This is a genomic window from Microbulbifer thermotolerans, assembly GCF_900112305.1.
Taxonomy (GTDB): Bacteria; Pseudomonadota; Gammaproteobacteria; order Pseudomonadales; family Cellvibrionaceae; genus Microbulbifer; species Microbulbifer thermotolerans.
The window spans coordinates 70,473-90,425 of record NZ_FOKT01000010.1 but is presented as its reverse complement, the minus strand read 5'-3'; the positions used below and the strand labels follow the sequence as shown (position 1 = coordinate 90,425).

Here is a 19,953-nt window from a genome sequence, read left to right as displayed (position 1 = left end):
TTAGGCCTGCCGCCAGCGTTCAATCTGAGCCATGATCAAACTCTTCAGTTTAAAGAGTCGCCCTTCGTGAGATAATCTCTCACTCCAGACTTAAGTCTTGCTCGGAATTACGCGCAATTCATTGACATGAGTTGCTTGCTTCCGATAAATCTGTCTCTGGCCGAAACCAGATGATCGATCCATCGCCCCACAAGCACCCACACATATTGCTTGATCGACTTTTTAAACAACTCGGTTAGGCGCCTGGCCTTAACCGTGGGACGCGTATTCTACACATCCGATCTGCTTAAGCAAGTGCTTTTTTTGCAGACTTTTTTGAGGCTTCAATTCGCGGCCAACGCCGCTCTTAAAACCTCCCGAAGCCCCTTCCGGCTCCGTTCGAAGTGGCGCGCATTATAGCGACCTCTCCGACCTTGGCAACCCCTTTTTTGAAAAATTTTCTTAAGAAAATCAATCACTTGGAGCTGCCCCGCCGCCGATTCCTCAGCAGCGAGGGCGCGAACTATACGGGTTGTCGGGACGCACTGCAAGCACTTTTTTCGACATCGTTAAAATTTCCTGCAGAGCGGCAATCTGCAGCCTTTCGCCCAGTCTTTAAGCTTAGCCTTGCAGGCCGCTGAAACCCAATGGGTGTCAGCTTATTCCTGATTATCCTCCGCTTGACGCCCCTCCTCCTTACCTGTGGCACCGCCCATGGCTGATTTCGAGCGCGACCACCGCCACAACCACAGCCCGGGACCGGATGCTGTATAGATGACAGCGATTGTCAGCAAGACCCGAGGCGGGTCTATGGTCACCAAGCTGAAGATCAATATCACCGCCAACATCATCACAAAGGGCACCCGCCCCTTGAAGTCGACCTTTTTGAAGCTGGTGTAGCGAAAATTAGAGACCATCAGCAAGCCAGAAATGACCGTTACCCCCGCGGCAACCACGGCCAGGCCAATACCTACATCAGTGTTGTGGCCGGCCCAAACCATGCTTGCCACAATGGCCGCAGCGGTGGGACTGGCAAGACCGATAAAGACGCCCTTATCGACGGTGTCCACCTGGGTGTTGAAGCGGGCCAAGCGCAGGGCTGCGCAGGCAGCGTAGAGAAAGGCTGCCGCCCACCCGAACTTACCCAGCAGGTCCAAAGCCCAGCCGAACACAACCAGTGCGGGGGCCAAGCCGAAAGAGACCATATCCGACAGAGAGTCATACTGTACTCCGAAAGCACTCTGGGTGTCCGTCAGGCGCGCAACGCGACCATCGAGGCCGTCTAGGATCATGGCTGCAAATATGGCAATGGCCGCCGCCTCAAAGCTGCCATTCATACCGGCGATGATCGCGTAAAAGCCACTGAAGAGGGCTCCGGTGGTAATCAGGTTCGGTAGCAGGTAAACACCGCGCGCGCGGACTTTCGCACCACTGGCTGAGACCTCTTCCTCGATATGCTCATCGACAGGCAGCCCCAGCTCCTCAGCCGGAACCTTTGGCTCACAGCCCTCAGCCACGGATTTCTTTTCTTCCCCTTTGTCGCTCATAGTTACTCCACAGATGCATAGTGCAGCCGGCGAGTGTACAGCGATTACAGAAGGTGCGCACATAACAAAAAAGGCGGGGCTTCCCCCGCCTTTTTTATCTCACCCTAACCGATCAACTGTTGCCTTCGGTTTTGTCGATGATTTTGTTGGCTTTGATCCAGGGCATCATGGACCGCAGCTTGGCGCCGACTTCTTCAATTTGGTGCTCGGCGGAAATCCGGCGCTCCGCTTTCAGGCGCGGCTGGCCGGCCTGAGATTCGAGCATAAAGTCCTTAGCGAACTTACCAGTCTGGATATCTTTCAACACCCGCTTCATTTCCGCTTTGGTCTCTTCGGTCACAATACGTGGCCCAGTGACATAATCGCCGTACTCGGCGGTATTGGAAATAGAGTAGCGCATGTCAGCGATGCCGCCCTGGTACATCAGGTCAACGATCAACTTCAATTCGTGCAGACATTCAAAGTAGGCCATTTCCGGCGCGTAGCCCGCTTCCACCAAGGTTTCAAAGCCCGCCGTTACCAACGCGGAGACACCGCCACACAGAACCGCCTGCTCACCAAACAGGTCCGTTTCGGTTTCCTCGCGGAAGTTGGTTTCGATGATGCCGGAACGGCCGCCACCGTTGGCAGAAGCATAAGACAGTGCCAGTTCCTTAGCCGTGCCAGAGGCATTTTGATAGACGGCGATCAATGTCGGCACACCGCCACCTTCCAGATAGGTGGAACGCACTGTATGGCCCGGCCCCTTGGGCGCGATCATGATTACGTCGACGTCTTTGGGTGGCTCGATCAGCTCAAAATGCACATTGAAGCCGTGCGCAAACGCGAGCGCCGCTCCGGACTTCAAATTGGGCGCCACCTTTTCGCGGTAGATCTGCGCCTGGTGTTCGTCGGGCGTCAGTATCATTACCACATCGGCGTCTCTCACGGCGTCGGGGACTTCCGCCACACGCAGCCCGGCCTTCTCCGCCTTGGCCCATGAGCTGGACCCCTTACGCAGACCGACAACCACGTTTTTTACACCGGAATCCTTCAAATTGTTGGCATGGGCGTGCCCTTGGGAGCCGTAGCCGATGATCGCCACGGTTTTGCCCTGGATTAAAGACAGGTCGCAATCTTTATCGTAGTAAACTTGCATTACTCAGTTCCTATTTCACATCGGTTTAATAACAGTTCAAACACTCAATACTTTTTCACCGCGGGCTATACCCGAAACTCCGGAGCGCACCACTTCCATAATGGTGTGCTCGCCCAGCGCCTGCAGAAAAGCATCCAGTTTTTCACTAGTACCCGCCACCTGCACCGTGTACATGTTGCTAGTGACGTCCACAATCTGGCCGCGAAAAATATCCACACTACGCTTGATCTCATCGCGTTGCGCACCGCTGGCCCGCACTTTGACCAGCAAAAGTTCGCGCTCGATATGCGCCCCTTCCGTAAGATCCACCAGCTTAACCACATCAATCAATTTGTTCAGATTCTTGGTAATCTGCTCGATCTTGTGGTCATCGCCAATGGTGACCAACGTCAGGCGCGACAAACTGGCATCTTCTGTAGGTGCCACTGTCAGGCTTTCAATGTTGTAACCACGCTGGGAAAAGAGACCCACTACCCGGGAAAGCGCTCCGGGTTCGTTTTCCATCAGGACTGAAATAATTCTGCGCATCGTATTACTTCCCTAAGTCCGCTCCGTCTTGCTCAACCACATATCCCGCATGGAGCCATTCGGCATCACCTGCATCGGGTAGACATGCTCGGACGGGTCCACATAGACGTCGATAAATACGGTGCGGTCCTTAATCGCAAACGCTTCGCGCAGTTTGTCGTACAGCTCCTCTCGGCGCTCAATTTTCATTCCGAGGTGGCCATAGGCCTCGGCCAGCTTGACGAAATCCGGCAGAGACTCTTCATAAACACTGTTCGAGAGGCGCCCCTCGTACTGCATTTCCTGCCACTGCTTCACCATTCCCAGGGCCTGGTTGTTCAGGCAGAGAATTTTTACCGGCAGATGGTATTGCGTCGCGGTGGACAGCTCCTGAATACACATCTGAATGCTGCCCTCACCAGTGACGCAGATCACTTCCTCATCCGGGTGCGCGATTTTCACCCCCAGCGCCGCCGGCAAACCGAACCCCATGGTTCCCAGTCCGCCGGAATTGATCCAGCGACGCGGCTTGTCGAACAGGTAATACTGGGCAGTAAACATCTGATGCTGCCCCACATCGGAGGCCACAAAAGCGTTGCCTTCCGTGATTTCATATACCGCTCGAATCACCTCCTGCGGCATGATCAGGGCACCATCGGTGCGGTAGCGCGGTGCCGTATAAAGCCCGTGGCGCTCGCGCCAATCGTCGATCTGACGCCACCAGTCGACAATAGCCGACTGGTCCGGCTGCTCATCGGAAGACTTGAGTATCTCCAGCATCTCACTCAACACGGACTGCACGGTGCCGACAATCGGTATGTCCGCCACAATCGTCTTGGAGATAGAGGCCGGGTCCACATCGACGTGAATAATCTTGGCCCCCGGACAGAATTTGCCCGGTGTGTTGGTTACCCGGTCATCGAAACGCGCGCCCACCGCCAGGATCACATCCGCGTGGTGCATGGCGGTATTGGCCTCGAAAGTGCCGTGCATTCCGAGCATGCCGAGGAAGCGTTTGTCACTGCCGGGGAAGGCACCAAGCCCCATCAGGGTATTGGTCACGGGAAAATTCAGACGGCGCGCCAGCTCAGTCAACAATTCGGCACCCCCGCCCTGCACCACACCACCACCGGCGTAGATCACCGGACGCTTGGCGGACAACAGCTGCGCCACCGCCTTGCGGATCTGCCCGCTGTGCCCCTTTCCGGCCGGAGTGTAGGAGCGCATGCGCAATTTGTCCGGATAGCGGTAGGGGAAGCGATCCGCCGGGTTAGTGACATCCTTGGGGACATCGATCACCACCGGCCCGGGGCGTCCGGTACTGGCGATATAGAAGGCTTTTTTGACAATCTCGGGGATCTCTTCGGCGCTTTTTACCAGGAAGCTATGCTTCACGATCGGCCGCGAGCAGCCGACCATGTCGGTTTCCTGAAAGGCATCCTCGCCAATTTTTTCCGTTGGCACCTGGCCGGAAATCACCACCATTGGAATAGAGTCCATATAGGCTGTGGCGATACCGGTAATCGCATTCGTGGCGCCCGGACCAGAGGTCACCAGCACCACACCGACTTTGCCGGTGGCGCGAGCGTAACCATCCGCCATATGGGTGGCACCCTGTTCGTGCCGCACCAGAATGTGCTTGATGCTCTTCTGGCGAAAAATGGCGTCGTAAATATGCAACGCCGAACCTCCGGGGTATCCGAAGATCAGGTCCACCCCTTCATCCTGCAGCGCGCGAACCAACATATCGCCGCCGGAGAGTAATTCCACAAAAGCCCCCTCAAATTTCGCGATTCATAGGACAAACATCTCTCAAAGGGCAAGCTAGGCCAGCCAATGAGAAAAACAAAAGGCGATTGTAAAGGAAATCAATGATAAATATCAGCCTTTTGCGCAATCGCCCGCCGACTTTTAGGATGGCTCTATCGGCTTGGCCAGTGCGCGCGAGCCGACACCGGCATTAACCGGAGTCGTGCGGACTCGCAGGCCTCCTGGGTGGGGAGGGGTTCTCGACAAGAGGTGGCGGGCGTTTGGCCCGCCGGGCCGGAGCGGGCACCGCGGATATGCGGAAAACTCCAGTCGCCGAGGGAGCGATTGATTCTGCAAACTGAATCCCGGCTGTCAATAGAGTAACGCTGCATTAGCCAAAGTGTTAAAGGAGTTGTAGGCAAGCGCGCACAGACCGGTACAATGCCACTAAAGGACACCACAAAAACCGAGGAGCAACTATGCGCTTCGCTATAGCGATATTGATCTCAGCGCTGGCATTCGCCGCCCGGGCCGATGGTATTTACAAATGGGTGGATGAAAACGGCGTGGTGCACTTCGGCTCCCAGCCGCCGCAAAAGCAATCCGTCGAAGTGGTAAAGAAACCCAAGTCAGAACGCTATAAGCAGTGGCAGGCGGAACAGGCAGCACTCAACCCCACCCCGGCCGAAGAACCCACCTCCAGTGAAAAAAATGTGGCGGCCGCCCCAAAGGCACAGCCGGAACAACAGCAAAATGAAGCCCTCACCAAGGCCCAAGAAGCTGTGCGCGCGCAGCGCTGCCGGATGGCCCAGTCTAACCTGCAGGAACTGACCACCCACAGCCGCATACGCGAACTGGGAGCCGATGGCAAGATGCGGGTACTACCTGAGGAGGAACGCCAGGAGCGAATCCGGCGCATGCAGCAAACCATTCAGGAAAACTGCTAAAGCGTAACCGCTGAAATTGTCGTTAGCGCTGAGACTTCCTGCCCTAGGTGGAAGCTCTCAGCGCTAGCGCCCGCAATGGATAACAGTGCCGGGCAACCCCATCAAAGATTCCCCAAAGCTGAACCGCTCTTCCTCCTCAATAACCGTAATCCCTGCCTAGATATAAATACATCGCCGGCACCACAAACAGTGTAAACAGAGTACCAATTGTCATACCGCTGGCGACCACCAGGCCCATCGCAAAGCGGGCTCCGCCGCCAGGGCCGGCAGCGGCCAGCAAAGGCACCATCGCCAACACCAGCGATGCAGTTGTCATCAGGATGGGGCGCAGGCGAATACTGGCGGCCTGCTCTATCGCCTCGCGCTTGGAGTGGCCCTGCTCCTGCAGTTTATTGGCAAATTCAACCACCAGAATACCGTGCTTGGAAATGACACCGATCAGTGTCACTAATCCCACCTGGGTGTAGATATTCAGTGTGGTTAAGCCGAGACTGACAAAAATCATGGCCCCACAGACACTCATAGGCACTGTCACCAGCATAATCAGTGGGTCCCGCCAGGACTCGAACTGCGCGGCCAGCACGAGATAGATCACAATCAAGGCAAAAAGAAAGGTGATCTCCAACTCCCCTCCTTCAGACTTGTACTGGCGCGACTGGCCCGCGTAATCCACCGAGTACCCCTGGGGCAATATTTCGCGGGCGGCCTGATCCAACACACCCAGCGCTTCTCCCAGAGTAATACCGGGGCGCGGCACACCGGAGATGGTCACCGCATTCAACTGTTGAAAGCGCTTAAGTTGTTGCGGCTCTACAGTTTCACGCAGATTGACCAGCGTGGAAATTGGCACCAGGTCACCATTGACCGCGCGGATATAATAGTTTTCCAACTGTTCCCCCGTGAGCCGCTCTACCCGCACGACTTGCGGAATCACCTTGTAACTGCGGTTGTCCAGAGAAAAGCGGTTGATGTAGGCCCCGGACAGCATGGCGCCCAGTTCGCGGCCGATGTCGGCCATGCTCACCCCCATGGCCGCCGCCTTGTCCCGGTCGATCTCGACGATAATTTTCGGCTTGTCGATCTTCAGGTCCGAATCGACAAAAATAAATTTACGGCTGGCGATGGCTCGCGCCATGATTTCATCGGCCAAATCGGCGAGGCGCTCCACCGGCTCGGTGGCGCCGATTACAAATTCCACCGGCAGGCGGCCACCCGCGGTCGGCAGGCTCGGTGGCACCACAACCGCCACCTTGAGCCCGGCAATCTGCGCCACCTCTGCACTGATCTCCGCCTGCATCTCCGCCGTGTCTTTGTCGCGCAGATTCCAGGGGGCGAGCACATACCCTGCGACGGCGCTATTGGTGGCATTACTGGTACCGCCGACACCGTTGAGCAGGAAAAAATTGGCCACTTCATCGTGACGCTCGGCAATTTGTGTCAACTCCGCCGTATACTGTTCGAGGTAGTCCAGGGTTGCATAAGCATCGGCGGAAGAGATCGCCAGCACCAAGCCCCGGTCTTCGGCAGGCTCCAGCTCTCTGGGGGAAGATACAAACAGAAAATAGCAACTGACCAGGACGATGGCGCCAAAGAGGAGAATCACCAAGCGATCGTTCAACGCACTGTGCAAGCTGCTCTTGTAACTTTCCTGCAAGCGGTTGAACTGCATTTCCAACCACTTTTCCAGCCGGTTGCCACCCCCTGTGCGAGGGCGCAGGATCTTGGCCGACATCATCGGTGACAAAGTTAAAGCCACCACACCAGACAACAGAACCGCACCGGCGAGAGAAAACGCGAACTCGATAAACAAAGTGCCGACGAGACCGCCGAGAAATCCGATGGGCAAGTAGACGGCGATCAAGGTGGTGGTCATAGCCACCACCGGCCAAGCCAACTCACGCGCACCAACAATCGCCGCCTCCTGAGGCACCATGCCCTCCTCGATATGCCGGTGCACGTTCTCCAGCACAATAATGGCGTCATCCACTACTATGCCGATAGCTAGCACCATGCTGAGCAGCGTCAGAAGATTGATGGAGAAACCCATCAGCAACATCAGAAAAAGCGCTCCCACCAGAGACAGTGGCACCGCTATCGCGGGGATTAAAACGCTGCGCAGGGAGCCGAGAAACAGGTAGATCACCAGAATCACAATCAGCACCGCTTCGACGATGGTCTTCATCACCTCGTCGATGGAATCCTGAATATATTCCGTACTGTCGTAAGGGATATCGCCAATCATCCCCTCGGGCAATTGCGGAAAAATCTCCTGCTCCAGGGTTTCCCTGACTACCCGGATCACATCCAGCGAATTGGCATCGGGCGCCACTTCTATGGCGACGAAAGTGGCCGGTCGGCCATTAAAGGAAACAGAGGTATCGTAAGACTCCGCCCCCAGCTCGACTTCCGCCACGTCGCCGAGACGCACCAGACGGTCGCCGTCGGCACGTACAACAAGACTGCGAAAAGCCTCTGGCGAGGCGATATCGGTTTTAGCCCGGATTTCCATAGCCACCATGGCACCTTTGGTGGCACCCACTGCGGACAGGACATTATTGCGCCGGAGCGCCGCACTCACATCGGCTGGAGTCACCTCCTGCGCGGCCATATCGGCAGGCCTCAACCAAATACGCATGGCAAAGGTCCGATTGCCCAGCAAACGTGCACGCTGCACACCGGCAATGGTCGATAGCTTGGGCTGTACTACGCGGGTCAGATAGTCAGTGATCTGATTGTTATCGAGAATGTCTGACGAAAAGGATAAATACATAGCTGCGGTGGATTCCCCCAGCGCCATATCCACACTGGAGTCCTCCGCCTCTTCCGGCAATTCACTGCGCAGCCGGTTGACCTTGGCCACCACCTGGGTCAACACCTCATTGGGATCGTAATCAAAATCCACATAGATCTGGATGGTTGAGATGCCCTGGACACTGGTAGACACCATGTAATCAATACCATCCGCGGTGGCGATCTCCTGTTCCAGCGGCGTGGTGATAAACCCCTGCACCAAGTCTGAGTCAGCACCGACGTACACTGTGGTGACAGTGATCACCGCATTTTCCAGCTCCGGATACTGGCGCACATTCAGTTCCGTGGCCGCGCGCAGGCCAAGTAGGAAAATAAACAAACTCACCACTGAGGCGAGCACCGGCTTGCGGATAAAAATTTCAGTAAAATTCACGCCTTTTCCCAAGCCATCCCGACTTCGGCAAACCGCTGACTAATCCGCGCTCAGGCAACGAATAAGCTCTGCACCCGGATGGAAAGCAGCAATGAGAAAATATAACTGAGCAAATGCCGGACAACAGGCGGGCCCAGTGCCACTATGGTTTCAGGGTTCCCTTAAGGAACCTCCCTGACGCTGACGCCGAGGCCTGATGAGAAGCTCAAGTGATGGGATGGGCATTTTGAAACCGTCGGAAATAGGGAGATATCCGGCGAAGCCGCCGGGACATACTCGTGCATTTTCGCAATACTTATCCCTTTGCCTGAGCGCCCCGAAACAAGCCGCAGCTCTTGTGCGGTTTAATTACGGGCCCACTAACTATTTTCCGGCTTCGGATCCGCGTCGGCGGGCGGACGGTTTTCATTTTCAATGATCACGGCACCCTCGTTGCGCAGTTTGAGCAGACCGCTACTCGCCACGACTTCACCCGCCCGCAAGCCCTGTACGACTTCCACCAGATCGCCGCGTTCTTCCCCGGTCTTCACGAAACGCTTGCGGGCAATAATGCTGTCACCGGTATCGCTCTTGCGCAGAATAAACACCGCCGTACCGTAGGGTGCGAACATCAGCGCAGTGCGCGGCACCACCAAGACCTTTCGCCGGGCGTCAATCTGCACCGCTACATCCGCAAACATACCGGGGCGCAACCGGTGTTGCGGATTTTTCAGTGTGCCCTGAAGCAGAAAATTGCGGCTGGCCGCATCCACACTGGGGTCTATGGCGGTAATGCGCCCATGAAACTTTTTGCCGGGAAAGGCGTCGGTTCCCAGAGTTATCGGCAGATCCAACGCCACTTTGGCAAGGTGCCGCTCCGGCAGAAAAAAATCGACGTAAATCGGGTCCAGCTGCTGAAGGGAAACCACGGCCTCCCCCGGGTTAACATTCTGCCCCAAGTCGATGCGGCGGATGCCCAAAACCCCGCTGAAAGGCGCGGTGATTTGACGTTTATCAATAGTGGCGCGCTGGACTTCCAGATTAGCCAGAACCTGCTCCAGCTCACTGCGGGTGGCGTCCAGATCCGCTTCTGTGGTGACGCCTCTGGCGTGCAGAGCCTTGACCCGCTGATGGTTGCGCCGCGCCAGCCGCAGCTCCGCTTCCAGTACCTGAAGCTGGGCGATTTCCGGTTCCGCGGCCAGCTCCGCTAACAAGGCCCCTTTTTCGACCGACTGCCCCGACTTAAAATGGATGGCGCTGACGATGCCCTGCGCTTCCGTGGTGACCTCCACACCATTTACCGCCCGTAGCGTTCCCACCGCAGTCAGCGTCTCCTGCCAGACCTGCACCTCCGCGGTAAAAGAAGTCACTGTTGCCGGCGGCAGTGGCATACTGTCGAAAGCGCGATTCATCATGACAAGGCCGATATATTTGAAAGCAAAAATACCGCCGAACAACAGCAGGCAGCCGAGGAGCATCAGCAGCATGCGTTTGTTCAAAACCCGAGACACAGTGCCATTCCACTGAATTGCGATTTCGGCATCGGCCGACTCTTTCGCCGAACAACAAAATTCAGTTTATAAACAAATGGCTATTTACGCCTGGAGACTGCCGCTGTATCACACTCGCTCGACGTCAGGAAAACAATACATGCCGTGGGTTTAGCAACGCGCCGCGTAATATGAAAATTTTGAGCGAAGGGAAGGATAGTGCGAAACCACCGGCTACTGAGCAGTAGCCGGTGGTTTCGCAGAAATGGATCGCGTGTTTCGCAAAGCGAGATTCACGCCTGAGCGCCCGGCACTAACGGCACTCAGGCGGATTTGTCAGGGTTACCTCAACGGAACACCGCCCGGTCTCCATCCAGTTCGGCATGAATAGTGTCGCCGGGCACAAATTTGCCCGCCAACACATCCTGCGCCAGGGGATTTTCCAGCCACATCTGTATCGCACGCTTCAGAGGGCGGGCACCGTAGACGGGGTCAAAGCCCACTTCGGCCAGCTTGTCCAGCAGCGCTTCGGAGACTTCCAGCTGCAAATCCCGCTCGGCGAGACGGCGGCGCATAGCCGCCAGTTGAATTTCGGCGATAGAACGCACCTCCGCCTGATTCAGCGGGTGGAAGACCACCACTTCGTCAATGCGGTTGATAAACTCCGGCCGGAAATGGCCACTTACCACATCCATCACCGCACTCTTCATCTGCCGGTACCGGATTTCTGTGTCCACTTCGTCCGCATCCCGGTCAGCGGCATACTTCTGGATCAAGTCGGACCCCAAATTGGAGGTCATCACCACCACCGTGTTGCGGAAATCCACGGTGCGTCCCTGACCATCCGTGAGGCGACCGTCCTCGAGTACCTGCAACAGGATGTTGAAAACTTCCGGGTGCGCTTTTTCCACTTCATCCAGCAGTATCACTGAGTAGGGCTTGCGCCGCACCGCCTCAGTCAGGTAGCCACCTTCCTCATAACCCACATAGCCGGGCGGCGCACCAATCAGGCGTGCCACTGAGTGTTTCTCCATAAACTCGGACATATCGATACGCACCATGGCGTCCTCGGTATCGAACAAGAACTGCGCCAATGCCTTGCACAGCTCCGTTTTTCCGACACCGGTGGGGCCGAGGAACAGGAATGAGCCGTTGGGCCTGTTGGGATCGGCAAGACCGGCGCGGGAGCGACGCACGGCGTTGGCCACCGCGGCTACCGCCTCGCCCTGCCCGATTACGCGCTTGTGCAGCGCCTCTTCCATACGCAACAGTTTTTCCCGTTCGCCCTCGAGCATTTTTGCCACAGGAATTCCGGTCCAGCGGGAAACCACTTCCGCCACTTCCTCCTCGGTGACCTTGTTGCGCAACAGGCGCAAGTCTTCATCACCCTTGGTTTCGGCAGCGGCTTTCAATTGTCCTTCCAATTGCGGAATTAATCCGTATTGCAATTCCGACATCCGCTCCAGGTCGCCGGCGCGGCGCGCCGCTTCCATATCCAGCTTGGCCTGCTCCAGCTTTTCCTTGATATCGTGGCTGCCTGCCAGCTGAGCCTTCTCCGCTTTCCATACCTCTTCGAGATTGGCGTATTCCTTTTCCAGTTTCTGGATTTCCTCTTCCAACTTGGCCAAACGCTTTTGTGCCGCCTCGTCGTCCTTGTCTTTTTTTACCGCTTCGCGCTCTATCTTCAGCTGAATCAGACGCCGGTCCAGTTTATCCATCTCTTCCGGCTTGGAATCGATTTCCATACGGATACGGCTCGCAGCCTCGTCGATTAAGTCGATGGCTTTGTCTGGCAATTGGCGATCGGTGATATAGCGCTGGGACAATTTGGTCGCAGCGATAATGGCTGAGTCGGTGATATCGACGCCGTGGTGTACTTCGTAACGCTCTTTAAGCCCACGCAAAATAGCGATGGTGTCTTCTTCGTTTGGCTCGTCAATCAGCACCTTCTGGAAGCGCCGCTCAAGGGCGGCATCCTTTTCGATGTACTGGCGGTATTCATCCAGGGTGGTGGCGCCGACACAGTGCAATTCACCGCGGGCCAGCGCAGGTTTCAGCATATTGCCGGCATCCATGGCGCCCTCGGCCTTGCCGGCGCCCACCATGGTGTGCAGTTCGTCGATAAACAGGATAACGCGCCCTTCCTGCTTGGAGAGTTCGTTGAGCACCGCTTTCAGGCGCTCCTCGAATTCACCGCGAAACTTGGCTCCGGCCAAAAGCGCGCCGAGATCCAGGGAGAGCAATCGCTTGTCTTTCAAGCCTTCGGGAACTTCGCCGTTGACGATACGCTGCGCCAACCCCTCGACGATGGCGGTCTTCCCTACCCCCGGCTCACCGATTAAGACGGGATTATTTTTGGTGCGCCGCTGAAGAACCTGGATGGTGCGACGGATTTCATCGTCGCGGCCGATCACAGGATCCAGCTTGCCTGCCACGGCGCGCTCTGTCAGATCCAAAGTGTATTTATCCAGAGCCTGACGCGCGTCCTCAGCACCGGCATCATTGACTTTCTCACCGCCGCGCACTTTTTCAATGGCCGCCTGCAATTGTTTGACATCGCCGTTGGCATTGAGGATTTTTGACACCTCACCGGCAGCGGCGTCAAAAGCGGCCAGTAATACAGTTTCGCTGGCAATAAAACTGTCACCGTTTTGCTGCGCCCGTTTGTCCGCCAAATTAAACAGCCGCGCCAGCTCCTGCGACATACCGACATCGCCAGTGGGCGTACCTACCGTGGGCAAACTATCGAGCCTTTTTGCCAAATCGTTGCGCAGACCGTTGAGATTAAAACCGGCCTGAGAAAGAAAAGCGGGGACACTGCCGTTATTCTGATTCAGCAGCGCCAATAACAAATGTTCGGGATAAATCTGGTTGTGATCGCGGCCAACGGCGAGGGACTGGGCGTCGGCAATCGCCGCTTGCAGCGGGTTCGTCATTCTATCTATGCGCACGGAAAACCCTCTCTGGATCTGTTCGACGACATATTGATTCAGTCTGGTTACCGATATGCGGGCGGCACAGCGATTTTCAATCCGGGCGGAAAATACAGGCGTATCACACCCGGCGCCCAAAGCCTTCCGCAGAGGGAAAGGTACGGGAATCCTCTGATCATTCCACGCCTTGATTTTAGGCCCGAGAGAAAAACTCAAGAGACAAGTATCAGAGGCTTCACAGGCAAATCATCCGCCATCCAGCCGTAGAGAGGATTGATCTGTATCAGTTTTCCAGCCAGATCAGAGTGGCCATGCGTCCAGTGATTTTGTCACGCCGGTAGGAATAAAAATGCGCTTCTTCCGTAAAGGTACAGCGGTCACCGCCGTAAATGGCATCCACGCCGAGCTGGTGCAACTCGGCGCGCGCCAGGGCGTATATATCCGCGAGAAAATGCAGCGGCTTTTGCGTGTGAGGACGAAAGCACTGGGCAATTGCTTCCGTGTGCGCGCCACTGAGTGCATTTTCAAAAAAAGCCTCCAGCACATCCACACCGGTTTCAAACGCCTGCGGACCTATGGCCGGACCCAGCCACACCAGTAGTTCCGCCGGGTCGCAGTCGAGCGCCTCCACACTGGTCCGCAGTACGCCACCAGCCAGTCCGCGCCAGCCGGCATGCGCCGCAGCCACCCGGGTACCGGATTGATCACAAAAAAGCACCGGCAGGCAGTCGGCAGTGAGCACTGCGCACACCGCACCTGGGCTGGTTGCGAAACTGGCATCAGCAGTGCGCACCAGACCATCGGCTCGGGCCGGCACAACTCTGTCACTGTGGATTTGCTCCAGCCACTGGGGCTCTGCAGGGAGCCGCAGATCCCGCTGCAGGCGTTTGCGATTGTCCGCCACCGACTGGTCATCATCCCCCACGTGGGTGGCCAGGTTGAAAGCGGTATAAGGTGCGCCACTGGTGCCCCCAGAGCGCAAGCTGGTGGCCGCGCGCACATTGGAAGGCGCCGGCCAGCGTGGAAAGAGGTAGTTTTCGCTGGGCATGGTTCTATATTCCTATACCGTCTGCTGCGGAAGCGGTCCCTGCGTCCTCGCGCAACAGTTCGAGCAGCCGCAGCATATCCGCCGGTATCGGCGCACGCCAGCGCATTTCCTCGTCACTACGCGGGTGCCGCAGGCAAAGCTCGGCCGCATGCAGGGCTTGGCGCGGGAACTGCTGCAGCGCCCGAGCCAGTTCCGGCGAGGCCTCCGGCGGCAACCTGGGGCGGCCGCCGTAGAGCGGGTCGCCCACCAGCGGATGGCGGATATACGCCATATGCACCCGGATCTGATGGGTGCGCCCCGTGGCAAGAGCGCAGCGCAATAGCGTATGGGTGCGAAATCGCTCCCGCACCCGGTAGTGTGTAATCGCCTCTTTGCCGCCGAAGTCCAGCACCGCCATTTTCAAGCGATTTTGCCGGTGGCGGCCGATGGGCGCGTCCACGGTTCCGCCACCGCTAATGGCGCCCTGAGCCAGGGCGTCGTACTGGCGGCTGACAGTACGCGCCTTTAACTGCTGCACCAGGCTGGTCTGTGCCGGAAGCGTCTTGGCTACCACCATCAGGCCACTGGTGTCTTTGTCCAACCGGTGCACTATACCCGCGCGGGGTACCCGCTCCAGCGCCGGACAGTAATGCAGCAAACCGTTTAGCAAGGTGCCGTCGGGGTTTCCGGCCGCAGGATGAACGACCAGACCCGCAGGCTTATTGATCACCAGCAAACTGTCGTCTTCAAAGACGACCTGTAAGTCCAGTGCCTGGGGACGCCATTCCCCCTGGGGCTCCAGCTCGGCGCGCAACCGCAGGCGCTCACCGCCGAACAGCTTGTCCTTCGGCTTGGCCGTATTGCCGTCGACAGTCAATTGCCCGCCTTTTATCCAGGATTGCAGGCGCGCGCGCGAATAGTCGGGAATTAATTCCGCTGCTGCCTGGTCCAACCTGTGTCCGGCAAGCCGGGCGGGTACGTCAATATCCAGTTTCAGAAGTTCGGCCATGGGTCAAATATTTTGGACGGCTCCGCGTATGTGGTTAAATGGCGGGCCGTTGGTTGCCTATAATTGGCCGCTAGTTTAAAGGTAGAAAGTAATAATGATAGAGCGAGGGGCTATGCAGGCTGGAAAAACGCTGTGGTTGACCGTGGTCAAGGTACTCTTGTCCACGATTTTGGTAGCCTGCGCCAGCACCGATGAATCCGAAGAGGGGCTGCCCTCCGGCAATCGCACCGAACAGGCCTTCTACGAGGCCGCACAGCGTCAGCTCAGATCCAGTCAGTGGGACCTGGCAATCAAGAACCTGCGCGCCCTCGAGGACAATTTCCCCTTCGGCAACTACGCCGAGCAGGCGCAACTGGAGCTGATCTACGCCTATTACCGCAACTATGAAAACGACGCAGCCATCGCCGCCGCGGACCGCTTCATCCGGCTACATCCCCAGCACCGCAATGTGGATTACGCCTACTACATGAAGGGGCTGGCCTCCTTTACCGAAGGCAGCGGCCTGTTCGAGCGCTTTCTACCCACCGATATGACCAGCCGTGACCCCGGCTCGGCGCGGGAGTCCTTCGCCCACTTCGCGCAGCTGATGGCGCGCTTTCCGGAGAGCCGCTACGCACCGGATGCACAGAAGCGCATGATCCACCTGCGCAACCTACTTGCCCGTTACGAGATACACGTGGCCAACTACTACTTCAAACGCGGTGCCTACTTGGCGGCAGCCAACCGCGGCCGCTACGTGGTGGAGAACTTCCAGCAAACCCCGGCGATACCGGATGCCCTGGCGGTAATGGTACAGAGCTACCACCTGCTGGAAATGCCGGAGCTGGAGGCCAGTGCGCTATCGGTACTGCGCACCAACTACCCCAATCACCCGGCCTTCCTGCGCAACGGCAGCTTCAATTACAACTACTACAAAGGGGCCAGTGGCCGCAGCTTTATCCACCGCATAACTCTGGGCCTGTTCGAGAAGTCCGATCCCCGCGGCTTCGACAGCCGCGAGCTATACAACCCTGAATACCAACGCGAAGAGGCGCCGCTGCCGCCAGAACTAATGTAAGAACGGGGGCGGGCAGCGAACTGCCCGCGCTCATTCCCCGGCTTTCCAGCCGTTGGTAATCGGATAGCGCCGGTCGCGGCCAAACCCGCGCTCAGAGATGCGCACGCCCACCGCCGCCTGGCGTCGCTTGTACTCGTTGCGATCCACCAAGCGCACCACTCTCTCCACCGTGTTCCGCTCGAAGCCCTGGCGGATAATGTCTTCGGCCGAGTAGTCCCTTTCAATGTAGAGGTTCAATATCTGGTCAAGTATCTCGTAGGGGGGAAGGCTGTCTGAGTCCACCTGTCCCGGTGCCAACTCTGCACTCGGGGGGCGGGTGATCACGGTCTCGGGGATCACCTCGGAAATACTGTTGCGGTAGCGGGCCAGCTGAAACACCAGTGTCTTGGGCACATCCTTGAGTGCGTTGTAACCACCTACCATATCGCCGTAGAGAGTCGCGTAGCCCACCGCCAGCTCACTCTTGTTGCCAGTGGTCAGCACCATAGCCCCCTTCTTATTGGAAATGGCCATCAGCAATACACCGCGAGAACGGGCCTGCAAATTCTCCTCGGTGGTGTCCCGCTCAGTGCCTGCGAATTCGTCAGCGAGTGCTTGGCTGAAGGCGTCGAATACCGGCTCGATACTGATCACCCGGTAATGAATGCCCAGTCGCCTGGCCTGCTCAGCGGCATCGTTCTTGCTCAGATCGGATGTATAACGAAAGGGCATCATGACCGCTTCCACCCGCTCCGGCCCCAGCGCATCCACAGCAATCGCCAGAGTCAGGGCAGAATCTATGCCTCCGGACAGGCCTAACACCACACCGTTAAAACCATTTTTGTTGACATAGTCGCGCACGCCGAGCACCAGCGCCTGATAGACCGAGGCCAAATCCTCCAGGGCCGGGGTAATCTCGCCGGGCTTTAGGGCCGCTTTGCCATTCTCGTAGGTAACACTGACCGGCAGCAGCTTCTCAACGTATTCTGGCGCCCTTGCGCACAGCTTGCCCTGGGCATCCACAGCAAAGGAGCCACCGTCAAACACTAGCTCGTCCTGACCTCCGACCCAATTCACATAAACAACCGGCATATCCCCCGCCCTGGCCTGCCCCGCCAGCAATTCAAGCCGCTGTTGGGCCTTGCCCCGGTGGAAGGGGGATGCATTGATGTTCAACATCAACTTGGCACCGGCAGCGGCAGCCTGTGCCACCGGCTCCGGGTGCCAGATGTCCTCACAGATCGAAATGGCGGTCGGAATCCCTTTGATATCGACGACGCAGGGCTTGTCACCGGGAACGAAATAGCGCAGTTCGTCGAACACCTGATAGTTGGGTAACTTTTGCTTGGCGTACTCGGCGGACAGTCGACCATCGACAATCAACCCCGCCATATTGAACACCTTGCCCGCTACCACCCTCGGGTAACCCACCAAAATCGCACAGGGAAGCTCCGCCGCCATCAATTGCGCCAGCGCGGCGTCCACACGCCGCTGCATACTTGGGCGCAACAGCAGGTCTTCCGGCGGATAACCGCATAGCGTCAATTCCGGAAACAGCACCAGCTCGGCGCCAAAGTCCCGATAGGCCCGGCGTGTTACATCGATCACCTGTGCGGTGTTACCGGGAATATCCCCCACCAAAGAATTGATTTGTGCCAGCACTAGCTGCAAAGTAGACATCGTTTTACCTCAGACCGGACAGGCGGCTATTGTACCGTGACCAGGGGGACAACAGCAGTGACTGCGCAAAAAGAGTAATCGGGGAAACAACTTGAGCCGTCCATTGACCAACACTGGCGGAGTCGCATTACAACACCAAGAGTTACTGAGGGTCTATGCCTTTTACCGGGTTGCCATAGCCCTGGTTCTGCTGAGCATTTTTACCTCCGACCTGGGTCAGGGAGCCGTGGGCAACAGCGCTCCGGCACTCTATTTTAATACTGTGATTGCCTATACCGCGCTCAATCTGGGCTGGTTTTTGCACCTGCGCCACAATGCCTACCAGACTACCGCGGGCCAAGTCGGGCTGATTCTCGGCTGCGACATTCTCACCTTCCTGCTGCTGATACAGGCCAGCGGCGGCCTCAACTCCGGACTCGGCTATCTGCTGCTGGTCAACTGCTCGGTGGGGTCCCTGCTTTTGGACCGGCGCATGAGCGCTTTCTTCGCTGCCGTTGCCAGCATCGGCGTGATCGGCCAGCAACTCTACGGCCTGCTCGCCGGTAACGCCGGTACCCAGGACATCGTTTCCGCCGGTAGTCTCGGCGTACTGCTTTTTGTTGCCGTCAGCTCCCTGCAGTATCTCTCGGCACGTATACGCAGCGCGACCCTGCGCGCCGACCAGCAGAGCCGCCAGGCCGCACACCTGCAGCGGCTGGCGCAACAGATCATAGAGCGCATGCGCACCGGTGTGTTGGTGCTGGATGCCACAGACAAACCCGAACTGATCAACCAGGCCGCGCGGCAATTACTCGGCGGACCGGCTGGGCCCGCCACCCCGTACTGGCAGGAACTGCATCGGATAGTAGACGAGTGGAACAGTGACACATCCCGCAGCAGCGCCTTGATGCGCGCAGCTAATGGCAACGAGTTGCGCCTCAATTTTGCCAAGCTACACCGAGGACATAGGGACAGCACCCTGGTGTTCATCGAAGACAACCGCAAGCTCACCCAGGCGGCTCAAAAGCTCAAGCTCGCCTCCCTTGGACACTTAACCGCTTCCATAGCCCACGAAATACGCAACCCCCTCGGAGCCATCAGCCACGCTGCACAACTGCTGTCGGAATCCCAGCACCTGAATGAACAGGACCGGCAGCTCACCCGGATCATCTGTCGGCACAGCCAGCGGGTAAACGAAATCGTCGAAAATATTATGCAGCTGTCCCGCCGCCGCGCCGCCGCTCCACAGTTGCACGACCTGGGCATGTGGCTTGAACTTTTTGTCCAGGATTATCGGGCCAGCGCTCCGGACGATGCCAACATTCAATTGCACTTTTCTGAACAGACAGTCAATGCCCGCTTTGATCCCCAGCAACTGGCGCAAGTGGTTACCAACCTGTGCAACAACGCATTGCACCACTCCCATCTTGCAACCGGGCGTCGGGAAGTCGAACTGGCGGTTTACCACAACAAAGAAAGCGACTGCGCGGTACTCGATGTCATCGACAGCGGTCAGGGCGTGCTACCGGAGCACAAAGACAAAATATTCGAACCTTTTTTCACCACCGGCCATGGAGGAAGTGGCCTGGGGCTCTATATTGCCCGGGAACTCTGCGAGGCTATTCAGGCCAACCTCTACTACTGCCGCACAGCAAGCAATAAAAGCTGTTTTCGGATAGAGTTCGCACACTCAAACAGATTTTTTTGACAGAATAGAGGGGCAATTATTTATCTAACCCTTCGTTAACTTGAAAAGAGTATCTGCCATA

Annotated in this window: 13 protein-coding genes; 3 read left to right on the top strand and 10 right to left on the bottom strand. The window is 57.2% G+C overall.

Features of this window, described 5'->3' with window-relative positions; translation table 11 throughout:
- Positions 1 to 638: 638 nt before the first annotated feature.
- The 4 genes from pssA to BM155_RS15420 all read right to left on the bottom strand — a co-directional run bounded on the left by pssA (position 639) and on the right by BM155_RS15420 (position 4,941).
- Complete coding sequence (gene pssA / locus BM155_RS15435) at positions 639 to 1,526, bottom strand: CDP-diacylglycerol--serine O-phosphatidyltransferase (protein ID WP_067151213.1); 888 nt, start codon at positions 1,524 to 1,526, stop codon at positions 639 to 641.
- Positions 1,527 to 1,638: 112 nt separating this feature from the next.
- On the bottom strand, positions 1,639 to 2,664 hold the full coding sequence (gene ilvC, locus BM155_RS15430) for a ketol-acid reductoisomerase (protein WP_067151210.1): 1,026 nt from the start codon (positions 2,662 to 2,664) through the stop codon (positions 1,639 to 1,641).
- 36 nt (positions 2,665 to 2,700) lie between these two features.
- Positions 2,701 to 3,192, bottom strand: a complete 492-nt coding sequence (gene ilvN, locus BM155_RS15425) for an acetolactate synthase small subunit (RefSeq protein ID WP_067151207.1) — start codon at positions 3,190 to 3,192, stop codon at positions 2,701 to 2,703.
- A gap of 12 nt (positions 3,193 to 3,204) precedes the next feature.
- Positions 3,205 to 4,941 carry an acetolactate synthase 3 large subunit gene (locus BM155_RS15420; protein WP_067151204.1) on the bottom strand — a complete coding sequence of 579 codons (1,737 nt, stop codon included), beginning with the start codon at positions 4,939 to 4,941 and terminating at the stop codon, positions 3,205 to 3,207.
- A 458-nt stretch (positions 4,942 to 5,399) separates the two neighbouring features.
- On the opposite strand from BM155_RS15420, the gene BM155_RS15415 reads away from it, so the two are divergent.
- On the top strand, positions 5,400 to 5,867 hold the full coding sequence (locus tag BM155_RS15415; protein WP_067151201.1) for a DUF4124 domain-containing protein: 468 nt from the start codon (positions 5,400 to 5,402) through the stop codon (positions 5,865 to 5,867).
- Positions 5,868 to 6,003: 136 nt separating this feature from the next.
- Here the strand turns inward: BM155_RS15415 and BM155_RS15410 are convergent, their stop codons facing one another.
- From BM155_RS15410 to rluD, 5 genes are all read right to left on the bottom strand, one after another.
- Complete coding sequence (locus tag BM155_RS15410) at positions 6,004 to 9,051, bottom strand: efflux RND transporter permease subunit (RefSeq protein WP_067157338.1); 3,048 nt, start codon at positions 9,049 to 9,051, stop codon at positions 6,004 to 6,006.
- A gap of 359 nt (positions 9,052 to 9,410) precedes the next feature.
- Positions 9,411 to 10,541, bottom strand: coding sequence for an efflux RND transporter periplasmic adaptor subunit (locus tag BM155_RS15405; RefSeq protein WP_231902442.1), 1,131 nt, complete (start codon positions 10,539 to 10,541; stop codon positions 9,411 to 9,413).
- Between the two features lie 326 nt (positions 10,542 to 10,867).
- Complete coding sequence (gene clpB, locus BM155_RS15400) at positions 10,868 to 13,471, bottom strand: ATP-dependent chaperone ClpB (RefSeq protein WP_074904074.1); 2,604 nt, start codon at positions 13,469 to 13,471, stop codon at positions 10,868 to 10,870.
- A gap of 265 nt (positions 13,472 to 13,736) precedes the next feature.
- Entirely contained in the window at positions 13,737 to 14,501 is a 765-nt protein-coding gene (pgeF, locus tag BM155_RS15395) for a peptidoglycan editing factor PgeF (protein ID WP_067151195.1), read from the bottom strand.
- Between the two features lie 4 nt (positions 14,502 to 14,505).
- Entirely contained in the window at positions 14,506 to 15,489 is a 984-nt protein-coding gene (rluD, locus tag BM155_RS15390; RefSeq protein WP_067151192.1) for a 23S rRNA pseudouridine(1911/1915/1917) synthase RluD, read from the bottom strand.
- Positions 15,490 to 15,601: 112 nt separating this feature from the next.
- On the opposite strand from rluD, the gene BM155_RS15385 reads away from it, so the two are divergent.
- Positions 15,602 to 16,546 (top strand): outer membrane protein assembly factor BamD, encoded by a 945-nt coding sequence (locus BM155_RS15385; protein ID WP_067151189.1) that lies wholly within the window; start codon positions 15,602 to 15,604, stop codon positions 16,544 to 16,546.
- A 30-nt stretch (positions 16,547 to 16,576) separates the two neighbouring features.
- Here the strand turns inward: BM155_RS15385 and BM155_RS15380 are convergent, their stop codons facing one another.
- Positions 16,577 to 18,205: an NAD+ synthase gene (locus BM155_RS15380; protein WP_074904060.1), complete on the bottom strand. Its 1,629-nt coding sequence runs from the start codon at positions 18,203 to 18,205 to the stop codon at positions 16,577 to 16,579.
- 91 nt (positions 18,206 to 18,296) lie between these two features.
- Between BM155_RS15380 and BM155_RS15375 the strand changes: the two genes are divergently transcribed.
- Complete coding sequence (locus BM155_RS15375; RefSeq protein ID WP_083421230.1) at positions 18,297 to 19,892, top strand: sensor histidine kinase; 1,596 nt, start codon at positions 18,297 to 18,299, stop codon at positions 19,890 to 19,892.
- Positions 19,893 to 19,953: the final 61 nt, after the last annotated feature.